Genomic DNA, 18,857 nt, shown 5'->3' on the forward strand with positions numbered 1-18,857 from the left:
GATGAGATTTCCCATCACGCAAGTGAGTAAGACCCCTTAGAGATGATGAGGTTGATAGGTCTGGTGTGGAAGCGTGGTGACACGTGGAGCTGACAGATACTAATCGGTCGAGGGCTTATCCTTAAAAAAGCATAACGTTTGGAAACGTCGTATCTAGTTTTGAGAGAACATACTCTCTAATTTCAAAAATCATGGTTAACGTCATGATCGGTCTAGTGATGATGGCAAAGAGGTCACACCCGTTCCCATACCGAACACGGAAGTTAAGCTCTTTAGCGCCGATGGTAGTTGGGGGTTTCCCCCTGTTAGAGTAGGACGTCGCTAGGCAATGAGGAAGATGGATGAAAATCCATCTTCTTTTTTTGTGTTCTAAAAAAGATATAAGGTGGTTTGGCGGCTGCCAAACTTCTGATTATGGGTGATTGAGGTGAGGAAGGCTCGGGGGTATAAAGCATGGATCGTGCCGAGAGAGGTTGTCGAGATTTAGCGAACGGCCTTTATTTTTGATTTTCGACTTAATTGAGGTTCGTTTCGACTTAATTTTTTTCATTAAGACTTAATTAGGGTAGGAGACATCCCATACCGTATGCTTCGAGGATTAGTTTCATCCACGAATCCTCAAAATAGGAAGAAGATGGATGAGGCCATCTTCCAACACGCGATATTCTTCAGCGAAAGCTCCAAAATCATCCCAAAAGCCCTCCCATCAACCACCAACTAAGCCAAAACGCCCTAAAACACCTTAGATGTTAAACACAAATCCCAAAACAGCTGGCTCATCAACCCAACCCCACATAATTTCACGGTAATCGTGATTTTATTCACGGTAATTCTCCATATATTCACGGATAAGCATCATAATTTCACGGATAAAATTATTTATCGAATTTTCGACACCGACACACTATTACTAACACCCTATCAACTATCAGCCAATTCCTCACAACTAAAACACCCCCTCAATTCCTCATCTGCAGCATAACACCAAAAAGGTACGGAATCTTTTTAGCTGTAATGTTTAGAAACTGCTGGATGTAGGGTAATTCTTCAGAAGTATACGTATGAAATAGCTCGCTCCACCATTCCGTATCATATCTGCTCAACATGCTCAAGTTGTAGAGGATCACATAGTGAACCATAAATTCGTTAAGCGTAGGAGATTGCAGAAGTTCACGGTTTACAGGCAAGTAGTACGTGTTTTCCAGATGATGATACGATAACGGAAAGCAATCAAAAGGCCGTAACGGTTCATTCGCCCCAAAAACAAGCTGCATCCTATCACTGCTTCCATCCAAACTCATAGAAAACTTTGCCGGAAACAAGCTGTTCATATAATCACTATACCGTTCTAATGACATATGTAGGTGATCGTTAACATGCTTGGGAAGGCGAAAGGTTGATTCATTTTCCTTATACATCTTCACAAGGTGAATATCACCGTTCATTTGCTTAAATAGTGGACTTAGCTCGGGCACGGTTTGAAGAAGAGACACCATCGTAAATTTTTCTCCTTCAATATGTTTCATGTGAAACACTTTTTCACAAAAATGATTGAACAGACCTGTTCGTTGTACTTTCACTTCATCATATAGAAATTCATAACTTCTTTTCTTTCTTTTTCGAGTAGAGAGCCCGTGTGCAAGAACGGCACTCGAATCAGGATAATCTGGATCGCTGCACAGAATGCATGCTTTCATAAGCTGAGTCATGCCATAAAACAGAAGTACAGGCTTTAGCTCAACAGGGGCTTGATCGGCGAGGTTATAATATTTCTTTCCATGCTCGATATAGTAAATAAACCCATATGTATTATCAAAGCTTTTGCCGTTGCTGTCATCTATGTTTAGTTGCTGATATCGTTTACTCAAGAAATGCTGCGATTTTTGAGAGGAAAAGAACATATCGAATAAAGCCCAAGGGTCATGTTGTGTCATCATTTCTTCGTCATTCCTCTCTTCGTAAATTATTTGAAAAATCGAACATATTTTGTATTCCTTGACACTAGTTTACCCAGTTGATAATCTACAAATAATATTTTTCAGGAAGATAAATTTGAAGGGGTGGTTAAGGTATGTGGCAAGATAAGTTTGCAAAAGAAGGTTTAACCTTTGATGATGTGTTATTAATTCCAGCGAAATCGTCAGTTCTACCTGGTGATGTTTCAATTAAAACGAGGTTATCTGATACGGTTCAATTGAATGTTCCGATTATCAGTGCTGGTATGGACACAGTAACAGAAGCAAACATGGCAATCGCTATGGCAAGACAAGGCGGTTTGGGAATTGTACACAAGAACATGTCTATTGAAGAACAAGCAGAACAGATCGACCGTGTTAAACGTTCTGAAAGTGGCGTAATCACAGACCCGTTCTACCTAACACCTGAGCATCAAGTTTTTGACGCTGAACATTTGATGGGCAAGTATCGTATCAGCGGTGTACCGATCGTAGACGCAGATAAAAAATTAGTAGGTATCCTAACGAACCGTGATTTACGTTTTGTTCAGGATTACTCCATAAAAATTTCAGATGTTATGACAAAAGAAAACTTAGTGACGGCACCCGTTGGCACTACGTTAAAAGAAGCTGAAAAGATGCTTCAGCAATATAAGATCGAAAAACTTCCACTCGTAGATGATGAAGGTACGCTTCAAGGCTTGATCACCATTAAGGATATCGAGAAAGTAATCGAATTTCCAAACTCTGCAAAAGACTCACAAGGACGTTTATTAGTAGGAGCTGCAGTAGGTGTTACTAAGGATGCCCTTCTACGTGTAGAGAAGTTAGTACAAGCAGGTGTGGATGCAATTGTTATCGACACAGCTCATGGACATTCTGAAGGAGTTCTTCAAAAAGTTCGTGAAGTAAGAGATGCTTATCCTAAATTAACGATCATCGCAGGAAACGTTGCTACTGCTGAGGCGACTCGTGATCTGATCGAAGCAGGAGCGAGTGTTGTAAAAGTAGGAATCGGACCTGGTTCGATCTGTACGACACGTGTTGTTGCTGGTGTGGGAGTACCACAAGTAACTGCTGTTTATGATTGTGCAACAGAAGCGAAGAAGTATGGAGTACCGATCATCGCAGATGGTGGGATCAAATACTCTGGAGATATTGTTAAAGCGATCGCAGCAGGCGGACATGCCGTTATGCTGGGCAGTATGCTTGCTGGTGTATCTGAGAGTCCAGGAGAGCGTGAAATCTTCCAAGGACGTCAATTTAAAGTATATCGCGGTATGGGCTCGGTTGGCGCGATGGAGCGAGGAAGCAGCGACCGCTATTTCCAGGAAAATAATAAGAAGCTTGTTCCAGAAGGTATTGAAGGACGACTACCATACAAAGGGCCATTGGCTGATACGATCTATCAGTTAGTTGGCGGTATCCGTTCAGGTATGGGTTATTGTGGAACAGCAACGATCGATGAGCTTCAAAATGATTCCCGTTTTGTAAAAATTACGGGAGCAGGACTTCGTGAGAGTCATCCGCACCAAGTTCAAATTACTAAAGAAGCACCAAATTATTCAGTCTAAAGACACATTTTTAGGACAGAGGTATAACCTCTGTCTATTTTTTTGAAAATGTGTATGGTACAATAACTTTTGTGTGTAAATGGGTTTGGAGGTGCAGTTTTTTGAACAGCAAGATAAAACAACTTTTAGTGGTGACACTGATTTTTTCATTTTTTACGACGAGTTTATTAGGATTTTCAAAGTCAGCAAGTGCGGCACCGTCTTTAGATGTAGTAGCTGAAGGGGCTATACTTGTGGATGCAGAAACGGGGAAAATATTATATCAGAAAAATGCTGATAAGTTACTCGCTCCTGCAAGTATGAGTAAGATGATGACCGAATACCTATTACTAGAAGCCATTGACAAGAAAAAGATATCTTGGGAACAGAAAACGAGTATTTCTGAATATGCCCATAAGATTTCTCAAAATCGAACATTATCAAACGTACCATTACGTGTAGATGAAAAATATACAGTTCGTGAGCTATACCAAGCGATGGCGATCTATTCTGCTAATGGAGCAACGATTGCATTATCAGAACTAATTGCGGGCTCTGAAGGTGAGTTCGTTAAAAAGATGAATGCCAAGGCAAAAGAACTAGGGATGAAAGATTTCAACTTCGTTAACTCTACAGGCCTAAACAACAAAGACCTGTTTGGTAATCATAATTCAGGCAGTGAAACAGACGAGAACATGATGAGTCCTCGTGCTACTGCTATTCTAGCGTTCAGCTTACTTAACGATCATCCAGAAGTATTAGAAACAGCAAGTGTTCCTCGTTTGAAATTCCGCGAGGGCACGGATGACGAAATTCAGATGGAGAACTGGAACTGGATGCTTCCTGAGCTCAATAGTGGCTATGAGGGAGTAGACGGATTAAAAACAGGATCGACAGACCTTGCAGGTAACTGTTTTACAGGTACAGTGAAAAAAGGAGATACTCGCCTTATTTCAGTTGTTATGAAAACAGGAACTCGCTTGGATCGATTTAAAGAAACAAAGAAACTATTTGATTTTGGATTTGCAAACTTTGAAAAAGAGCAGATCTTAAAAGATAACTATCAAGTGAAAGGCAACAAAACAGTTCCTGTCGTAAAAGGTAAGGAAAAAGAAGTTAAAGTTGCTACGAAAGAATTTCTTTCCATGGTGATCAAAAGAGGAGAGAAAGAAAACTATAAGCCTAAATTTGTTATGGATAAGAAAAAGATGACAAAAGATGGCGAACTGACAGCACCTGTTAAAAAAGGTGAAGTTGTCGGTCATATCAATGTTGAGTATACAGGCAGCGGCGAAGACTATGGCTACCTACTCGATGGAGAAACAAAAGGCAAGACAGAAGTAGTAACGACTAAATCCGTTGAAAAAGCGAACTGGTTCGTTCTTGCTTTACGCGGTGTTGGCGGATTCTTTGGCGGACTTTGGTCTGGTGCCGTTGACATGGTTAAAGGTTGGTTTTAATTATATATAATTTTAGAAGTTCTTTAGCATTTGCTGAGGAGCTTCTTTTTTTCTGAAAATATAGAGAGCTTGCGCTTTTTTTGATTTGCGATAAAATAGATGAGAATACTAGTTTTATCTTAAAACAACCGAAAATTGTTGTTATAACACATATAATTCAGGGGGTAGTAAGCATGTTAAAAACAGGTACTGAACGTGTTAAAAGAGGAATGGCAGAAATGCAAAAAGGCGGCGTCATCATGGACGTTGTAAACGCAGAGCAAGCTCGTATAGCGGAAGCTGCAGGAGCAGTAGCCGTAATGGCACTTGAGCGTGTTCCTTCAGATATTCGTGCTGCAGGCGGAGTAGCGCGTATGGCTGATCCTACAATCACAGAAGAAGTTTTGAATGCTGTTTCTATTCCCGTAATGGCAAAAGCGCGTATCGGACATATCGTTGAAGCGCGTGTTCTTGAAGCAATGGGTGTTGACTATATCGATGAGAGTGAAGTACTGACTCCAGCAGATGAAGTTTTCCACTTATTGAAGAGCGATTACACAGTTCCTTTCGTATGCGGAGCACGTGATCTTGGAGAAGCATCTCGCCGTATCGCTGAAGGTGCATCCATGCTTCGTACAAAAGGCGAACCTGGTACAGGTAACATCGTTGAAGCGGTACGCCACATGAGAATGATTCAAGGTCAGATTCGCAAAGTAGTTGCTATGAGCGAAGATGAGTTGATGACAGAAGCTAAGAACTTAGGTGCACCATTCGAAGTTCTTCTCCAAATTAAAAAAGCGGGCAAGCTTCCTGTCGTTAACTTTGCAGCAGGCGGAATCGCAACACCAGCAGATGCAGCACTCATGATGGAACTTGGCGCTGACGGCGTATTCGTTGGATCAGGAATCTTCAAGTCTGAGAATCCAGAAAAGTTTGCTCGTGCCATCGTAGAAGCTACAACGCACTACCAAGACTACAAACTAATCGCTGAACTATCTAAAGGTCTCGGAACGGCAATGAAAGGGATCGACATCTCAACGCTAGCCCATGGTGAGCGCATGCAGGAGCGAGGCTGGTAAGTCTATGCTGAAAATTGGAGTATTAGCCTTACAAGGTGCGGTACGCGAGCATGTAGCAGCGATTGAAGCAAGCGGAGCAGAAGCTGTAGCTGTAAAGCGTATAGACGAACTTGCAGATCTAGACGGGTTAGTGATGCCAGGCGGCGAAAGTACAGCGATGAGACGATTGATCGATAAATATCATTTCTTAGAACCGTTGAAGAAATTTGCTCAAAACAAACCTGTTTTCGGTACGTGTGCAGGATTGATCTTGATGGCTAAACGCATCCAAGGACAAGATTCAGCACACCTTGAACTGATCGATATGACGGTTGAGCGTAATGCGTTCGGACGTCAGGTGGACAGTTTTGAAGCAGATCTTATGATACATGGTGTAGGGGAAGATTATACGGGCGTATTTATTCGAGCACCATTTATCGTTGAAGTTGGGGCGGAAGTAGAGATCCTATCGAAGCATAACGATCGGATCGTAGCGGCCAGACAAGGACATTTTCTCTGTGCAGCCTTCCATCCAGAGCTAACAGACGACTACAGACTTCATCAATATTTTGTAAAAATGGTACAATCGGCTAAAGAAGTAGTTGCATAAAATACGAAAATGCTGTACATTACTATAAAATCATTATAAAAAATCAATGACAGGAACTAGTAGCAAAAATTACTTTGTTTAGAGAGTCGGTGGCTGGTGAAAACCGATCAAGGTGTTTTGTGAATCCATCCTCGAGTGAAGAGCTGAACGTTAAGTAAGCTTTTCCGGTGAAGAACCGTTACATGTAATCGAGCCGGCAATAGAAATTCTATTGCAATTAGGGTGGCAACGCGGGTTAACTCTCGTCCCTATTTCTAATTTTTATTAGAGATAGCGGGCGGGAGTTTTTTGTTTTCTAGGAGGCTCATCGCATCGCACACCTCGTGGAAAGCTATTGACCAAAGTTTTTTGCGAAAAAGAACCGTGATTTTTTATAAACAAAAGGAGGACATAAACATGTTAGATTTAAAATTTGTTCGTGCCAATTTTGAAGAAGTAAAAGAAAAGTTATCTGCACGTGGAGAAGACCTCTCTGGATTAGATCAGTTCGAAGCGTTAGATCAACGCCGCCGCGAGTTAATCGGTGAAACGGAAGCACTAAAATCTAAGCGTAATGAAGTATCTAAGCAAGTAGCAGAGTTTAAGCGTGAGAAAAAAGACGCTGACCACCTCATCACAGAGATGCGTGAAGTAGGCGATAAGATCAAGACGATGGACGATGAGCTTCGTCAAGTAGAAGAAGATCTTCACGGTATCATGCTGACGTTGCCTAACTTGCCTCATGAAAGTGTTCCAGTTGGTGAGACTGAGGATGATAACGTTCCTGTACGTCACTGGGGAGATGTTCCTGAGTTTGCTTTTGAAGCAAAACCTCACTGGGATATTGCGACTGATCTGAACATCGTTGATTTCGAACGTGGAGCAAAAGTAACTGGTAGCCGTTTCGCTTTTTATAAAGGTCTAGGAGCTCGTCTAGAGCGTGCACTTATCAACTTCATGATGGATCTGCACGAAGACGAGCATGGCTATACTGAAGTATTGCCTCCATACATGGTTAACCGTCAAAGCATGACAGGAACAGGTCAGCTTCCAAAGTTTGAAGAAGACGCGTTCAAAATTCGCGAAGAAGATTATTTCTTGATTCCAACTTCTGAAGTTCCTGTAACGAACATGCACCGAGAAGAGATTCTGACAGCTGATGAACTTCCGATCACCTATGCTGCATACAGCGCTTGTTTCCGTTCTGAAGCGGGATCTGCAGGACGCGACACGCGCGGATTGATCCGTCAGCATCAGTTCAACAAAGTAGAGCTAGTTCGTTTCGTTAAACCTGAGGATTCTTATGAAGAGCTTGAGAAGCTTACAGGACACGCTGAAAAGGTACTTCAGTTGCTTAACCTTCCGTACCGCGTACTGAGCATGTGTACGGCGGATCTAGGATTCACAGCAGCAAAGAAATACGATATAGAAGTATACCTTCCAAGCTACGGTGAGTACCGCGAGATTTCTTCTTGCTCTAACTTTGAAGATTTCCAAGCGCGCCGTGCTCAAATTCGTTTCCGTCGTGATGCAAAAGGGAAGCCAGAATTCGTTCATACGTTAAATGGATCTGGTCTTGCGATCGGCCGTACAGTAGCCGCTATACTAGAGAACTACCAACAAGAGGACGGAACTGTAGTTATTCCGGAAGTTCTGCGTCCTTATATGGGGAATAAAGAAGTAATTAAGTAAACAAATGAAGAAGCTGACTCTATCATGGTCTCCTAAAAGGCCGCTAGAGTCAGCTTTTATATGTTTACGGGGTATAAAAGTTTTATGATCGGTGGTCCGATTCAGTTTTCAGGTGGTAAGTTGTTGATTACCGGTGAAAACTCAGGAATCACAGGTGAAAGCTTCAGGGTTTTCAGGTGGAAAACACACTTTTAGCGGCGAACGTGTAATAAATATAAGAACACGTACCGTAAAATAGCACCTCCAAAAAAGACAAACAAAGTTTTATATAAAAAACCAAAAAAAGTTTTTAAAAACCGTTGACACTTTATTTAACAGCATGTTATTATAGTTCTTGTCAGTCACACGGAGGTATACCCAAGTCCGGCTGAAGGGATCGGTCTTGAAAACCGACAGGGGTTTAACGACCCGCGGGGGTTCGAATCCCTCTACCTCCTCCATATACATATTCAACCTCATCTGAGTTACTCGGATGAGGTTTTTTGTTGTTGTTTTATAAAAAACTGAATCATCAACTTTTAAAAACACCGATAGAAAACCCTAAAATATTTTAACCATTCATATCAATGAATGTAAGCGCTAACACTTTAAAGTGATAAAATTTAGTATTGACAGAACTTTTAGACAGTGCGTATGATGACAACTATAACTTAATTCAATAATGCAATACTTATTCAGAGAGACCGAGGGATCAGGCCCTATGACGTCCGGCAACCTCCATAATGGAACGGTGCTACTTCCTGCAGAATGATGATTCATTCTGGAAGATAAGTCGATGTTTACTTATTCGCCCTCTTCCATGGAATGAAGAGGGCTTTTTTATATGGTAAGGGGGAGGACATATGATCGAGATCAAGGACGTTACGAAATTATATAAAGCAAAAGGCAAAGAGATCGTCGGAGTAAAAAATGTATCACTGACGATCGAAAAGGGTGAGATCTTTGGCATTGTAGGGTATAGCGGGGCTGGAAAGAGCTCGTTGCTGCGCTGTCTCAACTTATTAGAAAAACCAACATCAGGAGAGATCAAGATCGATGGCATCTCGATCACGAAGCTAGGAAAAAGGGAGTTGCGTGAGGAACGTCTGAAGATCGGCATGATCTTTCAGCATTTTTATTTGATCAGTGCAAAGACGGTTTTTGAGAACATTGCCTTCGCTTTAAAAGCAGCAGGAAAAACGAAAGAAGAAATCAGCAGTAAAACAAACGACCTTTTAAAAATGGTGGGATTAGAAAATCAAAAAGATCAGTACCCTTCTCAGCTGAGCGGGGGTCAGAAACAGCGAGTAGGTATCGCGAGAGCTCTTGCGAACGACCCGAAGGTACTACTTTGTGATGAAGCGACTTCAGCTCTTGATCCGAATACAACGAAATCGATTCTTTCCTTGCTGAAGTCCATCAATAAAAAGTTAGGCATTACGATCGTGCTGATCACGCATGAGATGGAAGTAGTAAAAGAGATCTGCCACCGAATGGCTATCATGCAAGATGGAGAAATCATCGAGTCGGGTGACGTGTACAATATTTTTGCTAATCCAGAAAAAGAGCTCACAAAAACGTTCATCAGCTCTGTGATCCAGATGGATCTACCAGAACCTCTTCTAAAGAACAGAAAAGGAACGGTGATCAAGATTCAGTTCAAAGGAGCCATTGCAGAAGAGGCCGTAGTTTCTGAGCTTTTCCAAAACTTTCGTGTTAAAGGGAATATCCTTCACGGTAAGATCGAATATATTCAGGAAACACCGCTTGGGATCTTCATCATGGAACTTATCGGTGAAGAAGCGGAAGTGAAGCGAGCGATCTCCTATATTGAAAGTCGCATAGAAAATCTTGAGGTGGTGAAACAAGTTGCTTGATTCTATTTTAAACATCCTTCCAGATCTAAATAAAGCATTCTTCGAAACGTTATATATGGTCGCGATATCGCTCGGTGTATCATTAGTGGTCGGTCTGCCGCTTGGTATCATTCTATTTGTAACAGACAAAGGATTATTGTTTGAGAATGCGTGGATCAAACAAATAGCGGGCATTCTTGTAAACTTGATCCGCTCTGTGCCATTCATTATTCTATTAGTCGCTTTACTGCCGTTAACACAACTGATCACCGGAACAACGATCGGACCAACGGCAGCTTCAGTTTCTTTATCTGTCGCAGCTATCCCGTTCTTTGCAAGGCTCGTAGAAACCTCTTTACGAGAGATTGATAAAGGCGTGATCGAAGCGGCCGTTGCAGTAGGCGCCACGCCATGGATGATCATCCGTGAAGTCCTTCTACCAGAAGCGAAGCCAGGAATCGTTCAAGCAATAACAGTCACAGCCATCAGCTTGCTCGGCTATTCAGCCATGGCCGGCATCGTAGGCGGCGGAGGAATCGGAGACTTCGCAATCCGCTTTGGCTACTATCGCTACGACAACACAATCATGCTAACAACTGTCATCCTCCTAATCGTAATCGTCCAGCTCATGCAAGTAATAGGAGACGGTGCAGCAAAAGCTGTAAACAAGAGATAATTTTTCACACTAGGTAATCTGAGAAAGGCTTACCTTTAAAGGCGCTCAAAATGGTTTGTAAAAAACTTCATTGCCAAGTTGATAGGAGTGCAAGGTGTGAGACTCCTGCGGGACGAGCGGTCAGGTGAGACACTTAATGGCGCGAAGCGGCAAGGGGCTCACCGGTCGCCCCGCGGAAAGCGAAGCACCTGGAACGGAAATCAACAACATGCACAAAAATGCATCTAGTATATGCAAAAACAATTTTTAAAAGGGGATCATCATGAAAAAAATCATACTTATACTACTAACAGCTCTGCTCGCTTTCAGCTTAGCAGGATGCTCATCTTCATCAGATGCATCAAAAGATAAAGAAGTAACCCTCGGCGCAACAGCAGGACCATACACAGACATGGTCAACAAAGCGATCAAACCTTCACTAGAGAAAAAAGGATACAAAGTAAAAGTCATTGAATTCAGCGACTATATTCAGCCAAACATGGCATTATCAAAAGGCGATCTAGATGCGAACCTTTTTCAGCACAAAGTGTACATGGAGAATTTCGCAAAAGAAAAGAATTTAAAGCTTTCAGAAGTCATCATCGTTCCAACAGCACCGATGGGCCTCTATTCTGAGAAATTCAAATCGGTTAAGGACATAAAAGAAGGCAGCACGGTCGCTATACCGAACGACCCGGTCAACTTAGCGCGTACGTTGCTCATGCTTGAAGACGCAAAACTGATCACCATTAAAGATGGAATCAACGAACTAACAGCTTCTGAAAAAGATGTTAAGGATAACCCTAAGAAGCTCGTGTTCAAACCTTTAGAAGCAGCGCAACTTCCACGTGCTGTCCAAAGTGCAGATGTTGCAGCTGTGCCTGGTAACTTTGCACTCGCAGCAAAGATGGACTTATTGGATGCGATTCAACTAGAGAACATGCCGGACACGTACCGTAACCGTGTTGTGGTGAATACGAAGGATGTAGATTCTGCATTCGCAAAAGATATTAAGAAGGTAGTGGAATCGAAGGAGTTTGAAGAAGTGATCGATAAGGAGTTCGAAGGCTTCGGAAAACCAGAATGGATGAAGAAATAAATAACAAAACCCCGGAGCTCATAAGAATGAGACCCGGGGTTTTTTATGCTTATAAGCGAACTTCTCGTTTCGCTTCAATCTTTTGTGCGATCTTTTCTACGATGTGATCGATGGATTCAGGATTATCTCGAAGATCGTAATCATTGATATTCACACGAAGCACAGGACAAGAATTAAAAGAAGCGATCCACTTTTCATAGCGATCGTACATCTCTTCCCAATAAGAAACGGGTGTTTCTTGCTCCATCTTACGGCCGCGTTTTTGAATACGAGCTAAGATATCATCAAGAGAGCCTTCTAAGTAGATCAAGCAATCAGGCTGCGGGAAGTATGGTGTCATGACCATCGCTTCAAACAGATGAGTATACGTTTCGTAATCTACATCAGACATGTTGCCTTTATCAAAGTGCATGCGAGCAAATATACCTGTATCTTCATAGATCGAACGGTCTTGCACAAATCCGCCGCCATAATCGAACATTCTTTTTTGCTCTTTGAAGCGTTCTGCTAAAAAGAAGATCTGCAGGTGGAAGCTCCAGCGCTTAAAATCATGATAAAAGTTTTCTAAGTATGGGTTGTTATCCACTTTTTCCATGGATGTACGAAACTTTAATTTTTCTGCAAGTGCATTCGTAAATGTAGATTTCCCCGCACCTACCATACCTGCCACTGTAATGACAGCATCATTTGGGATTCCGTATTGTATGAGTTTACTCATCGCGCAACTTCTCCTTTTTTCAGAGTTGCATCGATTAGGGAAAAGATCTTTTCTTTATCCGCTTCATACGCAACAAAATCTAAGTCATCTCCGTTAAACGAGAGCACAGGAATCTCCGGGTGCTGCTTTTTAAAGGCAGTCATGAACGTCTCGTAATCTTCAGCTAACTGTTCTAAGTACGCAGGCTCCATGTTTTGTTCCACAAAACGACCACGCTTACGCACGCGGTCCAGCAACGTATCGAGGCTAGCGTTTAAATAGATGATCACGTTCGGTACAGGCATATCCTCAGTCAGGATGTCAAAGCACTGCATGTATTTATGAAGATTTCCGTCTTTTAGCGTTCGCCCCGCAAAAATACGGTTCTTAAAGATATGATAATCAGAAACGACAGGTATCTGTTTAGATAGATACTGTCCTTGAATCTCTTCAAGCTGTTTATACCTGTTGCAAAGAAAGAACATCTCGGTTTGAAAACTCCACTCATCGATGTTGTCGTAAAATTTTCCGAGAAAAGGATTCTCCTCTACAATCTCTTTCAATAATTGAAAGTTATAGTGCTCGGCAATAGCTTTTGCGAGCGATGTTTTCCCTACGCCAATCGGCCCTTCAACTGCGATAAAGGGGGTTGAACTCATCTTCCTTTTCCTCCCTTATAAATAACAAACGAAAAATTACAGACAAAGAATATTGTAGCATACGTTTGGAAAAGGTGGTGAGATTATCGGCAAAAAGTTAATGGTAAATATGCTATCTAGTACATCGTTTTATGTTTGTTTTCATTTGCCTGATCGATGATCGCTCTTAAATCTAACTCTTCACTCTTGCTGATATCAGCATTCAATGTCTTTTCCATTAAGATTAAGGCTCTTTCGTTATCTTCTTCTATATTAGATGCTGAACAATCAGCAGGTGCATAGAGTGTAAAACCTCTCATATAAGCATCGTTTGCTGTAAAGAGAACACATATGTTACCTGCCACACCACACAGGATTAAGGTTTGAATGCTTAGCTCGTTCAATAAAGTGGATAAGGGTGTCGAGAAAAATCCAGAATGCTTTGGTTTGACGACAAAAAAGTCATCATCGTCAGGCTGCAATTTTTTTACGAATTCACCACCGGGTTGTGTGGAGCAATAATCAACAAGCTTGTGCTTATCTGACTGCCATTGTCCGAAGTTATCGTTTACATAAATAACAGGTATCTTCTCTTTTTTAGCTCGCTTCTTCAAATCATAAATTTTATCGGCTATCGGTGCAGATGTTTTTAACAAGAGCGGCGCTTCGGGAAAATTAAAGTCGTTGATCACGTCAATAATAAGCAGAGCGACCGGTATTTTATTGTTCTCGTGCTGATGTTGTTTTTCCATAACGAGTCCCCTCTTTCGTTTAATCATATTTAATAAAATGTCATTCTTATCTATATAAAAGAAGTAACGAATTTGATCTATACAACCATTCCTTTCTTTATTATTAGCAAAACCTCTTGTATAATCTCTTACAACTAAAACTTTGGAGCGAAAATGATGGAGATCTTAGAAAAAGATGAATTTTACATGGAGCTTGCTTTAGAAGAAGCACAAAAAGCAGCGGATATCGGAGAAGTTCCGATTGGAGCTATTTTAGTAATAGAGGATAAAATTATCGCAAGAGCTCATAATCTGCGAGAAGCTGAACGAAGAGCGATCGCTCATGCAGAGCTTCTAGCCATTGATCAGGCTTGTAGAGAAAAAGAAGCTTGGCGACTTGAAGGCGCAACACTATACGTAACGCTAGAACCATGTGCGATGTGCTCAGGTGCGATTGTCCTCTCAAGAGTAAGCCGTGTTGTGTACGGAGCGGCCGATCCTAAAGGAGGCTGCGCTGGAACGTTAATGAACCTTTTACAAGAAGAGCGCTTTAACCACCAATGTGAGGTAGTAGCGGGCGTAAAAGGCGAAGCGTGCGGTCAGATTCTTTCTAGCTTTTTCAAGAAACTTCGCGATCGTAAAAGGAAGGAAAAGGAAGAGCGAAGAAAGGAGGTTTAGTGCTCCTGCGGTTGATTTTTTTAAAAGGACATAGTATACTAAATCTTGCACATTTAGTTGTGCATCTAACAATGTTATACACTTTGTCGCGCTAGATGGGGAGGTAGCGGTGCCCTGTACTCGCAATCCGCTGTAGCGAGGTTGAATTCCTCTCCTCGGCTAGTTCAACGTATGGTCTGACGGACGTAAGTGGTGTTGATGTCCGGGTCCTGCGCAACGGAGACCCATGAACCCTGTCAGGTCCGGAAGGAAGCAGCAGTAAGTGGACCACTTCGTGTGCCGTGGGGCAACCTGGACTGAGCTAACTGCGTTTGTACGCATAGGTTGACTATTCCAAAGAGAGGTGCGCGGCATTCTAATATATAAACAATAACTCACCCTTGTTTCAGGGGTGAGTTTTTTGTAATGTTTCAGTATAATATAGAAAGAATGAAGTGATATAAAGGAGGCAAAGGGATGAGTTATCAAGCGCTCTACCGCGTATGGAGGCCACAGAGCTTTGAAGATATGGTCGGGCAGGAACACATTACAAAAACGATTCAAAATGCCTTGATGCAGGACAAGCTTTCCCATGCCTACCTGTTTTCAGGACCACGAGGAACGGGTAAAACAAGTGCGGCGAAGATCATTGCCAAAGCCGTTAACTGTGAACGGGCTCCAGTATCTGAGCCATGTAATGAATGTGACGCTTGTAGAGGAATCACGAACGGCTCGATATCTGATGTACTAGAAATCGATGCTGCATCTAATACAGGTGTGGATGATATAAGAGATATTCGGGACAAAGTAAAGTTTGCTCCGTCCTCTGTTACGTACAAAGTCTATATCATAGATGAAGTACATATGCTTTCAACTGGTGCGTTTAACGCGTTGTTAAAAACTTTAGAAGAACCACCAAGTCATGTTATTTTTATACTCGCAACAACAGAGCCGCATAAGATTCCGGCAACGATCGTTTCCCGATGTCAGCGGTTTGATTTTAAACGGATTTCTTCACAGTCTATCATCGGACGAATGAGGCAGATCGTCGACGCTAACGGTACCGAAGTTGATGAAGAAGCCCTTCAACTGCTAGCTAGAGCAGCAGAGGGCGGAATGCGTGACGCACTGAGTCTCCTCGACCAAGCGATCTCCTACAGTGATGATAAAGTAAGAGTTGAAGATGTTTTGTCGGTAACCGGCTCAGCCTCACAAAAACATCTTTCAGAGATGGCAGAAGCCTTTTTAGAAAAAGATGTTTCAAAAGCTCTTACATTATCGACAGAACTTTTACATGAAGGAAAAGATCCTGTTCGCTTTTTAGGAGACCTTATCTACTATTATAGAGATATGCTTCTATATAAAACGGCACCTCAATTAGAAGAGCTGTTAGAACGGGTCTCAACAGACGAAGACTTTGCACGATTAGCAGATGCTACAGCTGCAGAAGACATCTATGCGATTATCGGTCAGTTAAATGCTGCACAACAAGAGATGAAATGGACGAACCATCCTAAGATTTTCTTAGAGACAACCTTCATCAAGATTTGTTACCAAAAGCAAGAAGGGATCTCGTCGCAAGCGGGGAATCCTTCTGTTGAACCGTTAATGCAAAGAATTGAGCAATTAGAACAAGAACTTAAAAAGATGAAAGAAAGCGGCTGGTCATCTAACGGATCTTCCTCCCAGGCCGAAACAGAAGCTCCAAGAGAGAAACGAGTGATAAGAGGACAAGGCGGCGCATCACAAACGCAAGTGAAAGAGATGCTCAAAAAAGCAAAGAAACCAAACCTTGTTCAGCTTAAAGGAATGTGGGGAGAGATCTTAGATAAGATTCGTTCTGAAAAAGTAAGTGCTTATGCCCTTCTTTCAGGAGCAGAGCCGGTAGCTTGTTCAGATCAAATCTTTTTGCTGGCATTTCAGCATGAAATCCACCGTCAGATGGCATCTCAAGAGAACAACAGAAGCTATGTTGAAAGCGCAGTTTATAGTACAATAGGAAAGAACCTGTCCATGCTATCCATATTGGATCCAGAATGGCAGAAATTAAAAGCTGATTTCATTAAAGAGCAACAGCAAGGTCAGCCATCTTCTGAAGAAAAAGAAAAAACAGAAGACCCTCTCATCGCGGAGGCGATCAAATTGGTTGGCGATGATTTAATTGAGATAAAAGAAGAGGAAGAATAAAAGGAGGAATTGTACGATGATGAAAGGCAACATGAACAATATGATGAAGCAAATGCAAAAAATGCAGCGTGACATGGCAAAAGCTCAAGAGGAACTAAAAGATAAAGTGATCGAAGGTACAGCTGGCGGCGGTATGGTTACGGTTAAAGCGAACGGTCACAAAGAGATCATCGACATTATCATTAAAGAAGAAGTGGTAGATCCAGATGATATCGATATGCTTCAAGACCTTGTACTAGCAGCTACGAACGATGCACTTAAGAAAGTTGACGAACTCGTATCACAAGACATGGGCAAATTCACAAAAGGACTAAACATTCCTGGAATGTTCTAGGAATATGCTATGCATTATCCTGAACCGATCTCAAAACTGATTGAAAGCTTTATGAAATTGCCGGGCATCGGACCGAAAACGGCGGTTCGCCTGGCATTTTTCGTATTGGAAATGAAAGAAGATGACGTGCTTGATTTTGGACGAGCACTCGTTAACGCGAAACGTCAGCTTATCTATTGTTCCAACTGCTTTCATATTACTGACCGTGATCCTTGTATGATCTGCGATGATTCAAGCAGAGACCGAACGACGATCTGTGTTGTTCATGACTCCAAGGATGTTATTGCGATGGAAAAAATGAAAGAATACCGCGGGCTCTATCATGTCCTTCACGGTGCCATCTCACCGATGGACGGAGTAGGACCAGAGGACATTAAAGTCGCAGAACTGTTGAAGCGTCTTACAGATGAAGGCATTCAAGAAATTATCATGGCTACTGATCCGAACATTGAAGGAGAAGCCACCGCCATGTATATCGCAAGACTTCTAAAACCAACGGGTATCAAGATTACTCGTATTGCCCATGGCCTACCTGTAGGCGGAGACTTGGAGTATGCGGATGAAGTAACGCTATCCAAAGCGCTTGAAGGAAGAAGAGAAATCTAACTAAAGGGGTTGCTTGCATGTTTTTTTCCCGAAAAGGGCGATTGAAGCGATCCGGAGATGAAGAGCTGCTTCAAAGTCTTGATGAGCTAAAGATAGACTGGATGCACCAAAAAGAAATGGTGGAACGCAGTGTCGAGCCATCAGAAGAGGTTATCTTTAAGCTTCAACTAGCAGAATCAAAATACTTCTTCTTATTAAAAGAAGCAAAAAAAAGAAACGTCACGACCAGCAAGTTAAAATAACTGCTGGTCTTTTTTTTGGACAACTCCCATACAATGACTAGTAAATAACTTGGATGTTGTATAGGAGGAATCGAGAATGGAGCCAATAACGGTAATCGCTATTCTTGGAACTATCATCTTTGTTCTGCTTCTAGTAGGTGCTCCAATGCGGCCGATACGCTGGATCGGATTCGGTATTACACGCTTTTGTATTGGTGCACTGTTGCTTTTCTTATTAAACGCCATCGGAAACTCATATGATATTCATATTCCGATCAATGCGTTTACCGCTCTGATCTCAGGAATTGCTGGACTACCCGGTATAGCTTCATTAGTAGCTATTGAATTCTTTATCTTAAACTAGAGCATTCATATGTATTCTTAAACTGAGGTTTAGAGAGCGATAATCAGCTTTCTAAACCTTTTTTCATTTATTTAAAGTAATTTTAAAATAACTATTGACCTTAAATCACAATACGTGATATATTAGTTCTTGTCGCCGCAACACATGAAACATTGTTGCAGGCGGGAAACAAATTTTAAAAAGAGGTTGACTTCTTATCATAAAGATGTTATCCTAATAAAGTCGCTAAAACGAGCGGCGCACGAAACAAACAGTTCTTTGAAAACTGAACAAAAGAAATAGGTAAGGAATTAAGAATTAATTCCGTCAGTTTTAAAATCGAGCAAGACAAACACTTTTATGGAGAGTTTGATCCTGGCTCAGGATGAACGCTGGCGGCGTGCCTAATACATGCAAGTCGAGCGAATGATGAGGAGCTTGCTCCTCTGATTTAGCGGCGGACGGGTGAGTAACACGTGGGTAATCTGCCTGTAAGACGGGGATAACTCCGGGAAACCGGGGCTAATACCGGATAATAAGAGAAGAAGCATTTCTTCTTTTTGAAAGT

The 18,857-nt window shown here is 41.9% G+C and carries 18 protein-coding genes, 1 tRNA gene, 3 rRNA genes, 1 other RNA gene, 1 riboswitch and 1 other annotated feature; of the genes, 19 read left to right on the forward strand and 4 right to left on the reverse strand.

The features are described from left to right. Both ACOZ9X_RS21005 and rrf read left to right on the forward strand, forming a co-directional pair. Nucleotides 1-123 (forward strand): 23S ribosomal RNA (locus ACOZ9X_RS21005); the annotation flags it as partial. Between the two features lie 88 nt (nucleotides 124-211). Next, a 5S ribosomal RNA gene (gene rrf, locus ACOZ9X_RS21010) occupies nucleotides 212-327 on the forward strand. A gap of 632 nt (nucleotides 328-959) precedes the next feature. Here the strand turns inward: rrf and ACOZ9X_RS21015 are convergent. Continuing rightward, nucleotides 960-1,937: a YaaC family protein gene (locus tag ACOZ9X_RS21015; RefSeq protein WP_423419809.1), complete on the reverse strand. Its 978-nt coding sequence runs from the start codon at nucleotides 1,935-1,937 to the stop codon at nucleotides 960-962. 134 nt (nucleotides 1,938-2,071) lie between these two features. Here ACOZ9X_RS21015 and guaB point away from each other — a divergent pair, with 134 nt between their 5' ends. The 9 genes from guaB to ACOZ9X_RS21060 all read left to right on the forward strand — a co-directional run bounded on the left by guaB (nucleotide 2,072) and on the right by ACOZ9X_RS21060 (nucleotide 11,875). Further along, nucleotides 2,072-3,529: an IMP dehydrogenase gene (gene guaB, locus ACOZ9X_RS21020; protein ID WP_423419810.1), complete on the forward strand. Its 1,458-nt coding sequence runs from the start codon at nucleotides 2,072-2,074 to the stop codon at nucleotides 3,527-3,529. A 128-nt stretch (nucleotides 3,530-3,657) separates the two neighbouring features. Then, complete coding sequence (locus ACOZ9X_RS21025) at nucleotides 3,658-4,968, forward strand: D-alanyl-D-alanine carboxypeptidase family protein (protein WP_423419819.1); 1,311 nt, start codon at nucleotides 3,658-3,660, stop codon at nucleotides 4,966-4,968. Between the two features lie 173 nt (nucleotides 4,969-5,141). Continuing rightward, the gene (pdxS, locus tag ACOZ9X_RS21030) at nucleotides 5,142-6,026 is read left to right on the forward strand and encodes a pyridoxal 5'-phosphate synthase lyase subunit PdxS (protein WP_066390422.1); all 885 of its coding nucleotides are present in this window, start codon (nucleotides 5,142-5,144) and stop codon (nucleotides 6,024-6,026) included. Nucleotides 6,027-6,030: 4 nt separating this feature from the next. Further along, a complete protein-coding gene (gene pdxT / locus ACOZ9X_RS21035; RefSeq protein WP_423419811.1) occupies nucleotides 6,031-6,615 on the forward strand; it encodes a pyridoxal 5'-phosphate synthase glutaminase subunit PdxT in 585 nt (194 codons plus the stop codon). 37 nt (nucleotides 6,616-6,652) lie between these two features. Continuing rightward, nucleotides 6,653-6,868 (forward strand) — a binding site (T-box leader). Nucleotides 6,869-7,011: 143 nt separating this feature from the next. Continuing rightward, nucleotides 7,012-8,286, forward strand: a complete 1,275-nt coding sequence (gene serS / locus ACOZ9X_RS21040) for a serine--tRNA ligase (RefSeq protein WP_423419812.1) — start codon at nucleotides 7,012-7,014, stop codon at nucleotides 8,284-8,286. A 347-nt stretch (nucleotides 8,287-8,633) separates the two neighbouring features. After that, nucleotides 8,634-8,726, forward strand: a tRNA-Ser gene (locus ACOZ9X_RS21045). A 227-nt stretch (nucleotides 8,727-8,953) separates the two neighbouring features. Beyond that, nucleotides 8,954-9,060: riboswitch (SAM riboswitch) on the forward strand. Between the two features lie 68 nt (nucleotides 9,061-9,128). After that, entirely contained in the window at nucleotides 9,129-10,142 is a 1,014-nt protein-coding gene (locus ACOZ9X_RS21050; protein ID WP_423419813.1) for a methionine ABC transporter ATP-binding protein, read from the forward strand. After that, complete coding sequence (locus ACOZ9X_RS21055; protein ID WP_225219028.1) at nucleotides 10,135-10,797, forward strand: methionine ABC transporter permease; 663 nt, start codon at nucleotides 10,135-10,137, stop codon at nucleotides 10,795-10,797. Before ACOZ9X_RS21050 ends, ACOZ9X_RS21055 begins: the two co-directional genes overlap by 8 nt. 262 nt (nucleotides 10,798-11,059) lie before the next feature. Then, a complete protein-coding gene (locus ACOZ9X_RS21060; RefSeq protein ID WP_423419814.1) occupies nucleotides 11,060-11,875 on the forward strand; it encodes a MetQ/NlpA family ABC transporter substrate-binding protein in 816 nt (271 codons plus the stop codon). Between the two features lie 49 nt (nucleotides 11,876-11,924). On the opposite strand, the gene ACOZ9X_RS21065 is transcribed toward ACOZ9X_RS21060, so the two are convergent. The 3 genes from ACOZ9X_RS21065 to ACOZ9X_RS21075 form a co-directional block, all read right to left on the reverse strand. Beyond that, the gene (locus ACOZ9X_RS21065) at nucleotides 11,925-12,593 is read right to left on the reverse strand and encodes a deoxynucleoside kinase (protein WP_066390443.1); all 669 of its coding nucleotides are present in this window, start codon (nucleotides 12,591-12,593) and stop codon (nucleotides 11,925-11,927) included. Continuing rightward, nucleotides 12,590-13,231 carry a deoxynucleoside kinase gene (locus ACOZ9X_RS21070; protein WP_423419815.1) on the reverse strand — a complete coding sequence of 214 codons (642 nt, stop codon included), beginning with the start codon at nucleotides 13,229-13,231 and terminating at the stop codon, nucleotides 12,590-12,592. Before ACOZ9X_RS21070 ends, ACOZ9X_RS21065 begins: the two co-directional genes overlap by 4 nt. A gap of 116 nt (nucleotides 13,232-13,347) precedes the next feature. Continuing rightward, nucleotides 13,348-13,962 carry a cysteine hydrolase family protein gene (locus ACOZ9X_RS21075; RefSeq protein ID WP_423419816.1) on the reverse strand — a complete coding sequence of 205 codons (615 nt, stop codon included), beginning with the start codon at nucleotides 13,960-13,962 and terminating at the stop codon, nucleotides 13,348-13,350. Between the two features lie 153 nt (nucleotides 13,963-14,115). On the opposite strand from ACOZ9X_RS21075, the gene tadA reads away from it, so the two are divergent. From tadA to ACOZ9X_RS21115, 8 genes are all read left to right on the forward strand, one after another. After that, nucleotides 14,116-14,619, forward strand: coding sequence for a tRNA adenosine(34) deaminase TadA (gene tadA / locus ACOZ9X_RS21080; protein ID WP_423419817.1), 504 nt, complete (start codon nucleotides 14,116-14,118; stop codon nucleotides 14,617-14,619). An 86-nt stretch (nucleotides 14,620-14,705) separates the two neighbouring features. Further along, nucleotides 14,706-14,970: signal recognition particle sRNA large type (ffs, locus tag ACOZ9X_RS21085), an RNA gene on the forward strand. Nucleotides 14,971-15,075: 105 nt separating this feature from the next. Continuing rightward, complete coding sequence (gene dnaX, locus ACOZ9X_RS21090; RefSeq protein WP_423419818.1) at nucleotides 15,076-16,785, forward strand: DNA polymerase III subunit gamma/tau; 1,710 nt, start codon at nucleotides 15,076-15,078, stop codon at nucleotides 16,783-16,785. Between the two features lie 16 nt (nucleotides 16,786-16,801). Then, nucleotides 16,802-17,119, forward strand: coding sequence for a YbaB/EbfC family nucleoid-associated protein (locus ACOZ9X_RS21095; protein WP_370630164.1), 318 nt, complete (start codon nucleotides 16,802-16,804; stop codon nucleotides 17,117-17,119). 9 nt (nucleotides 17,120-17,128) lie between these two features. Beyond that, nucleotides 17,129-17,725 carry a recombination mediator RecR gene (gene recR / locus ACOZ9X_RS21100; protein WP_066242586.1) on the forward strand — a complete coding sequence of 199 codons (597 nt, stop codon included), beginning with the start codon at nucleotides 17,129-17,131 and terminating at the stop codon, nucleotides 17,723-17,725. 17 nt (nucleotides 17,726-17,742) lie between these two features. After that, on the forward strand, nucleotides 17,743-17,967 hold the full coding sequence (locus ACOZ9X_RS21105; RefSeq protein WP_066390458.1) for a YaaL family protein: 225 nt from the start codon (nucleotides 17,743-17,745) through the stop codon (nucleotides 17,965-17,967). A gap of 76 nt (nucleotides 17,968-18,043) precedes the next feature. Then, nucleotides 18,044-18,310 (forward strand): pro-sigmaK processing inhibitor BofA family protein, encoded by a 267-nt coding sequence (locus tag ACOZ9X_RS21110; RefSeq protein WP_066390460.1) that lies wholly within the window; start codon nucleotides 18,044-18,046, stop codon nucleotides 18,308-18,310. A gap of 336 nt (nucleotides 18,311-18,646) precedes the next feature. Then, nucleotides 18,647-18,857, forward strand: a 16S ribosomal RNA gene (locus ACOZ9X_RS21115); the annotation flags it as partial.

Origin of the sequence: Fictibacillus nanhaiensis (assembly GCF_049537595.1) — a bacterium.
In the GTDB taxonomy this organism is placed as follows: Bacteria; Bacillota; Bacilli; order Bacillales; family Fictibacillaceae; genus Fictibacillus; species Fictibacillus nanhaiensis_F.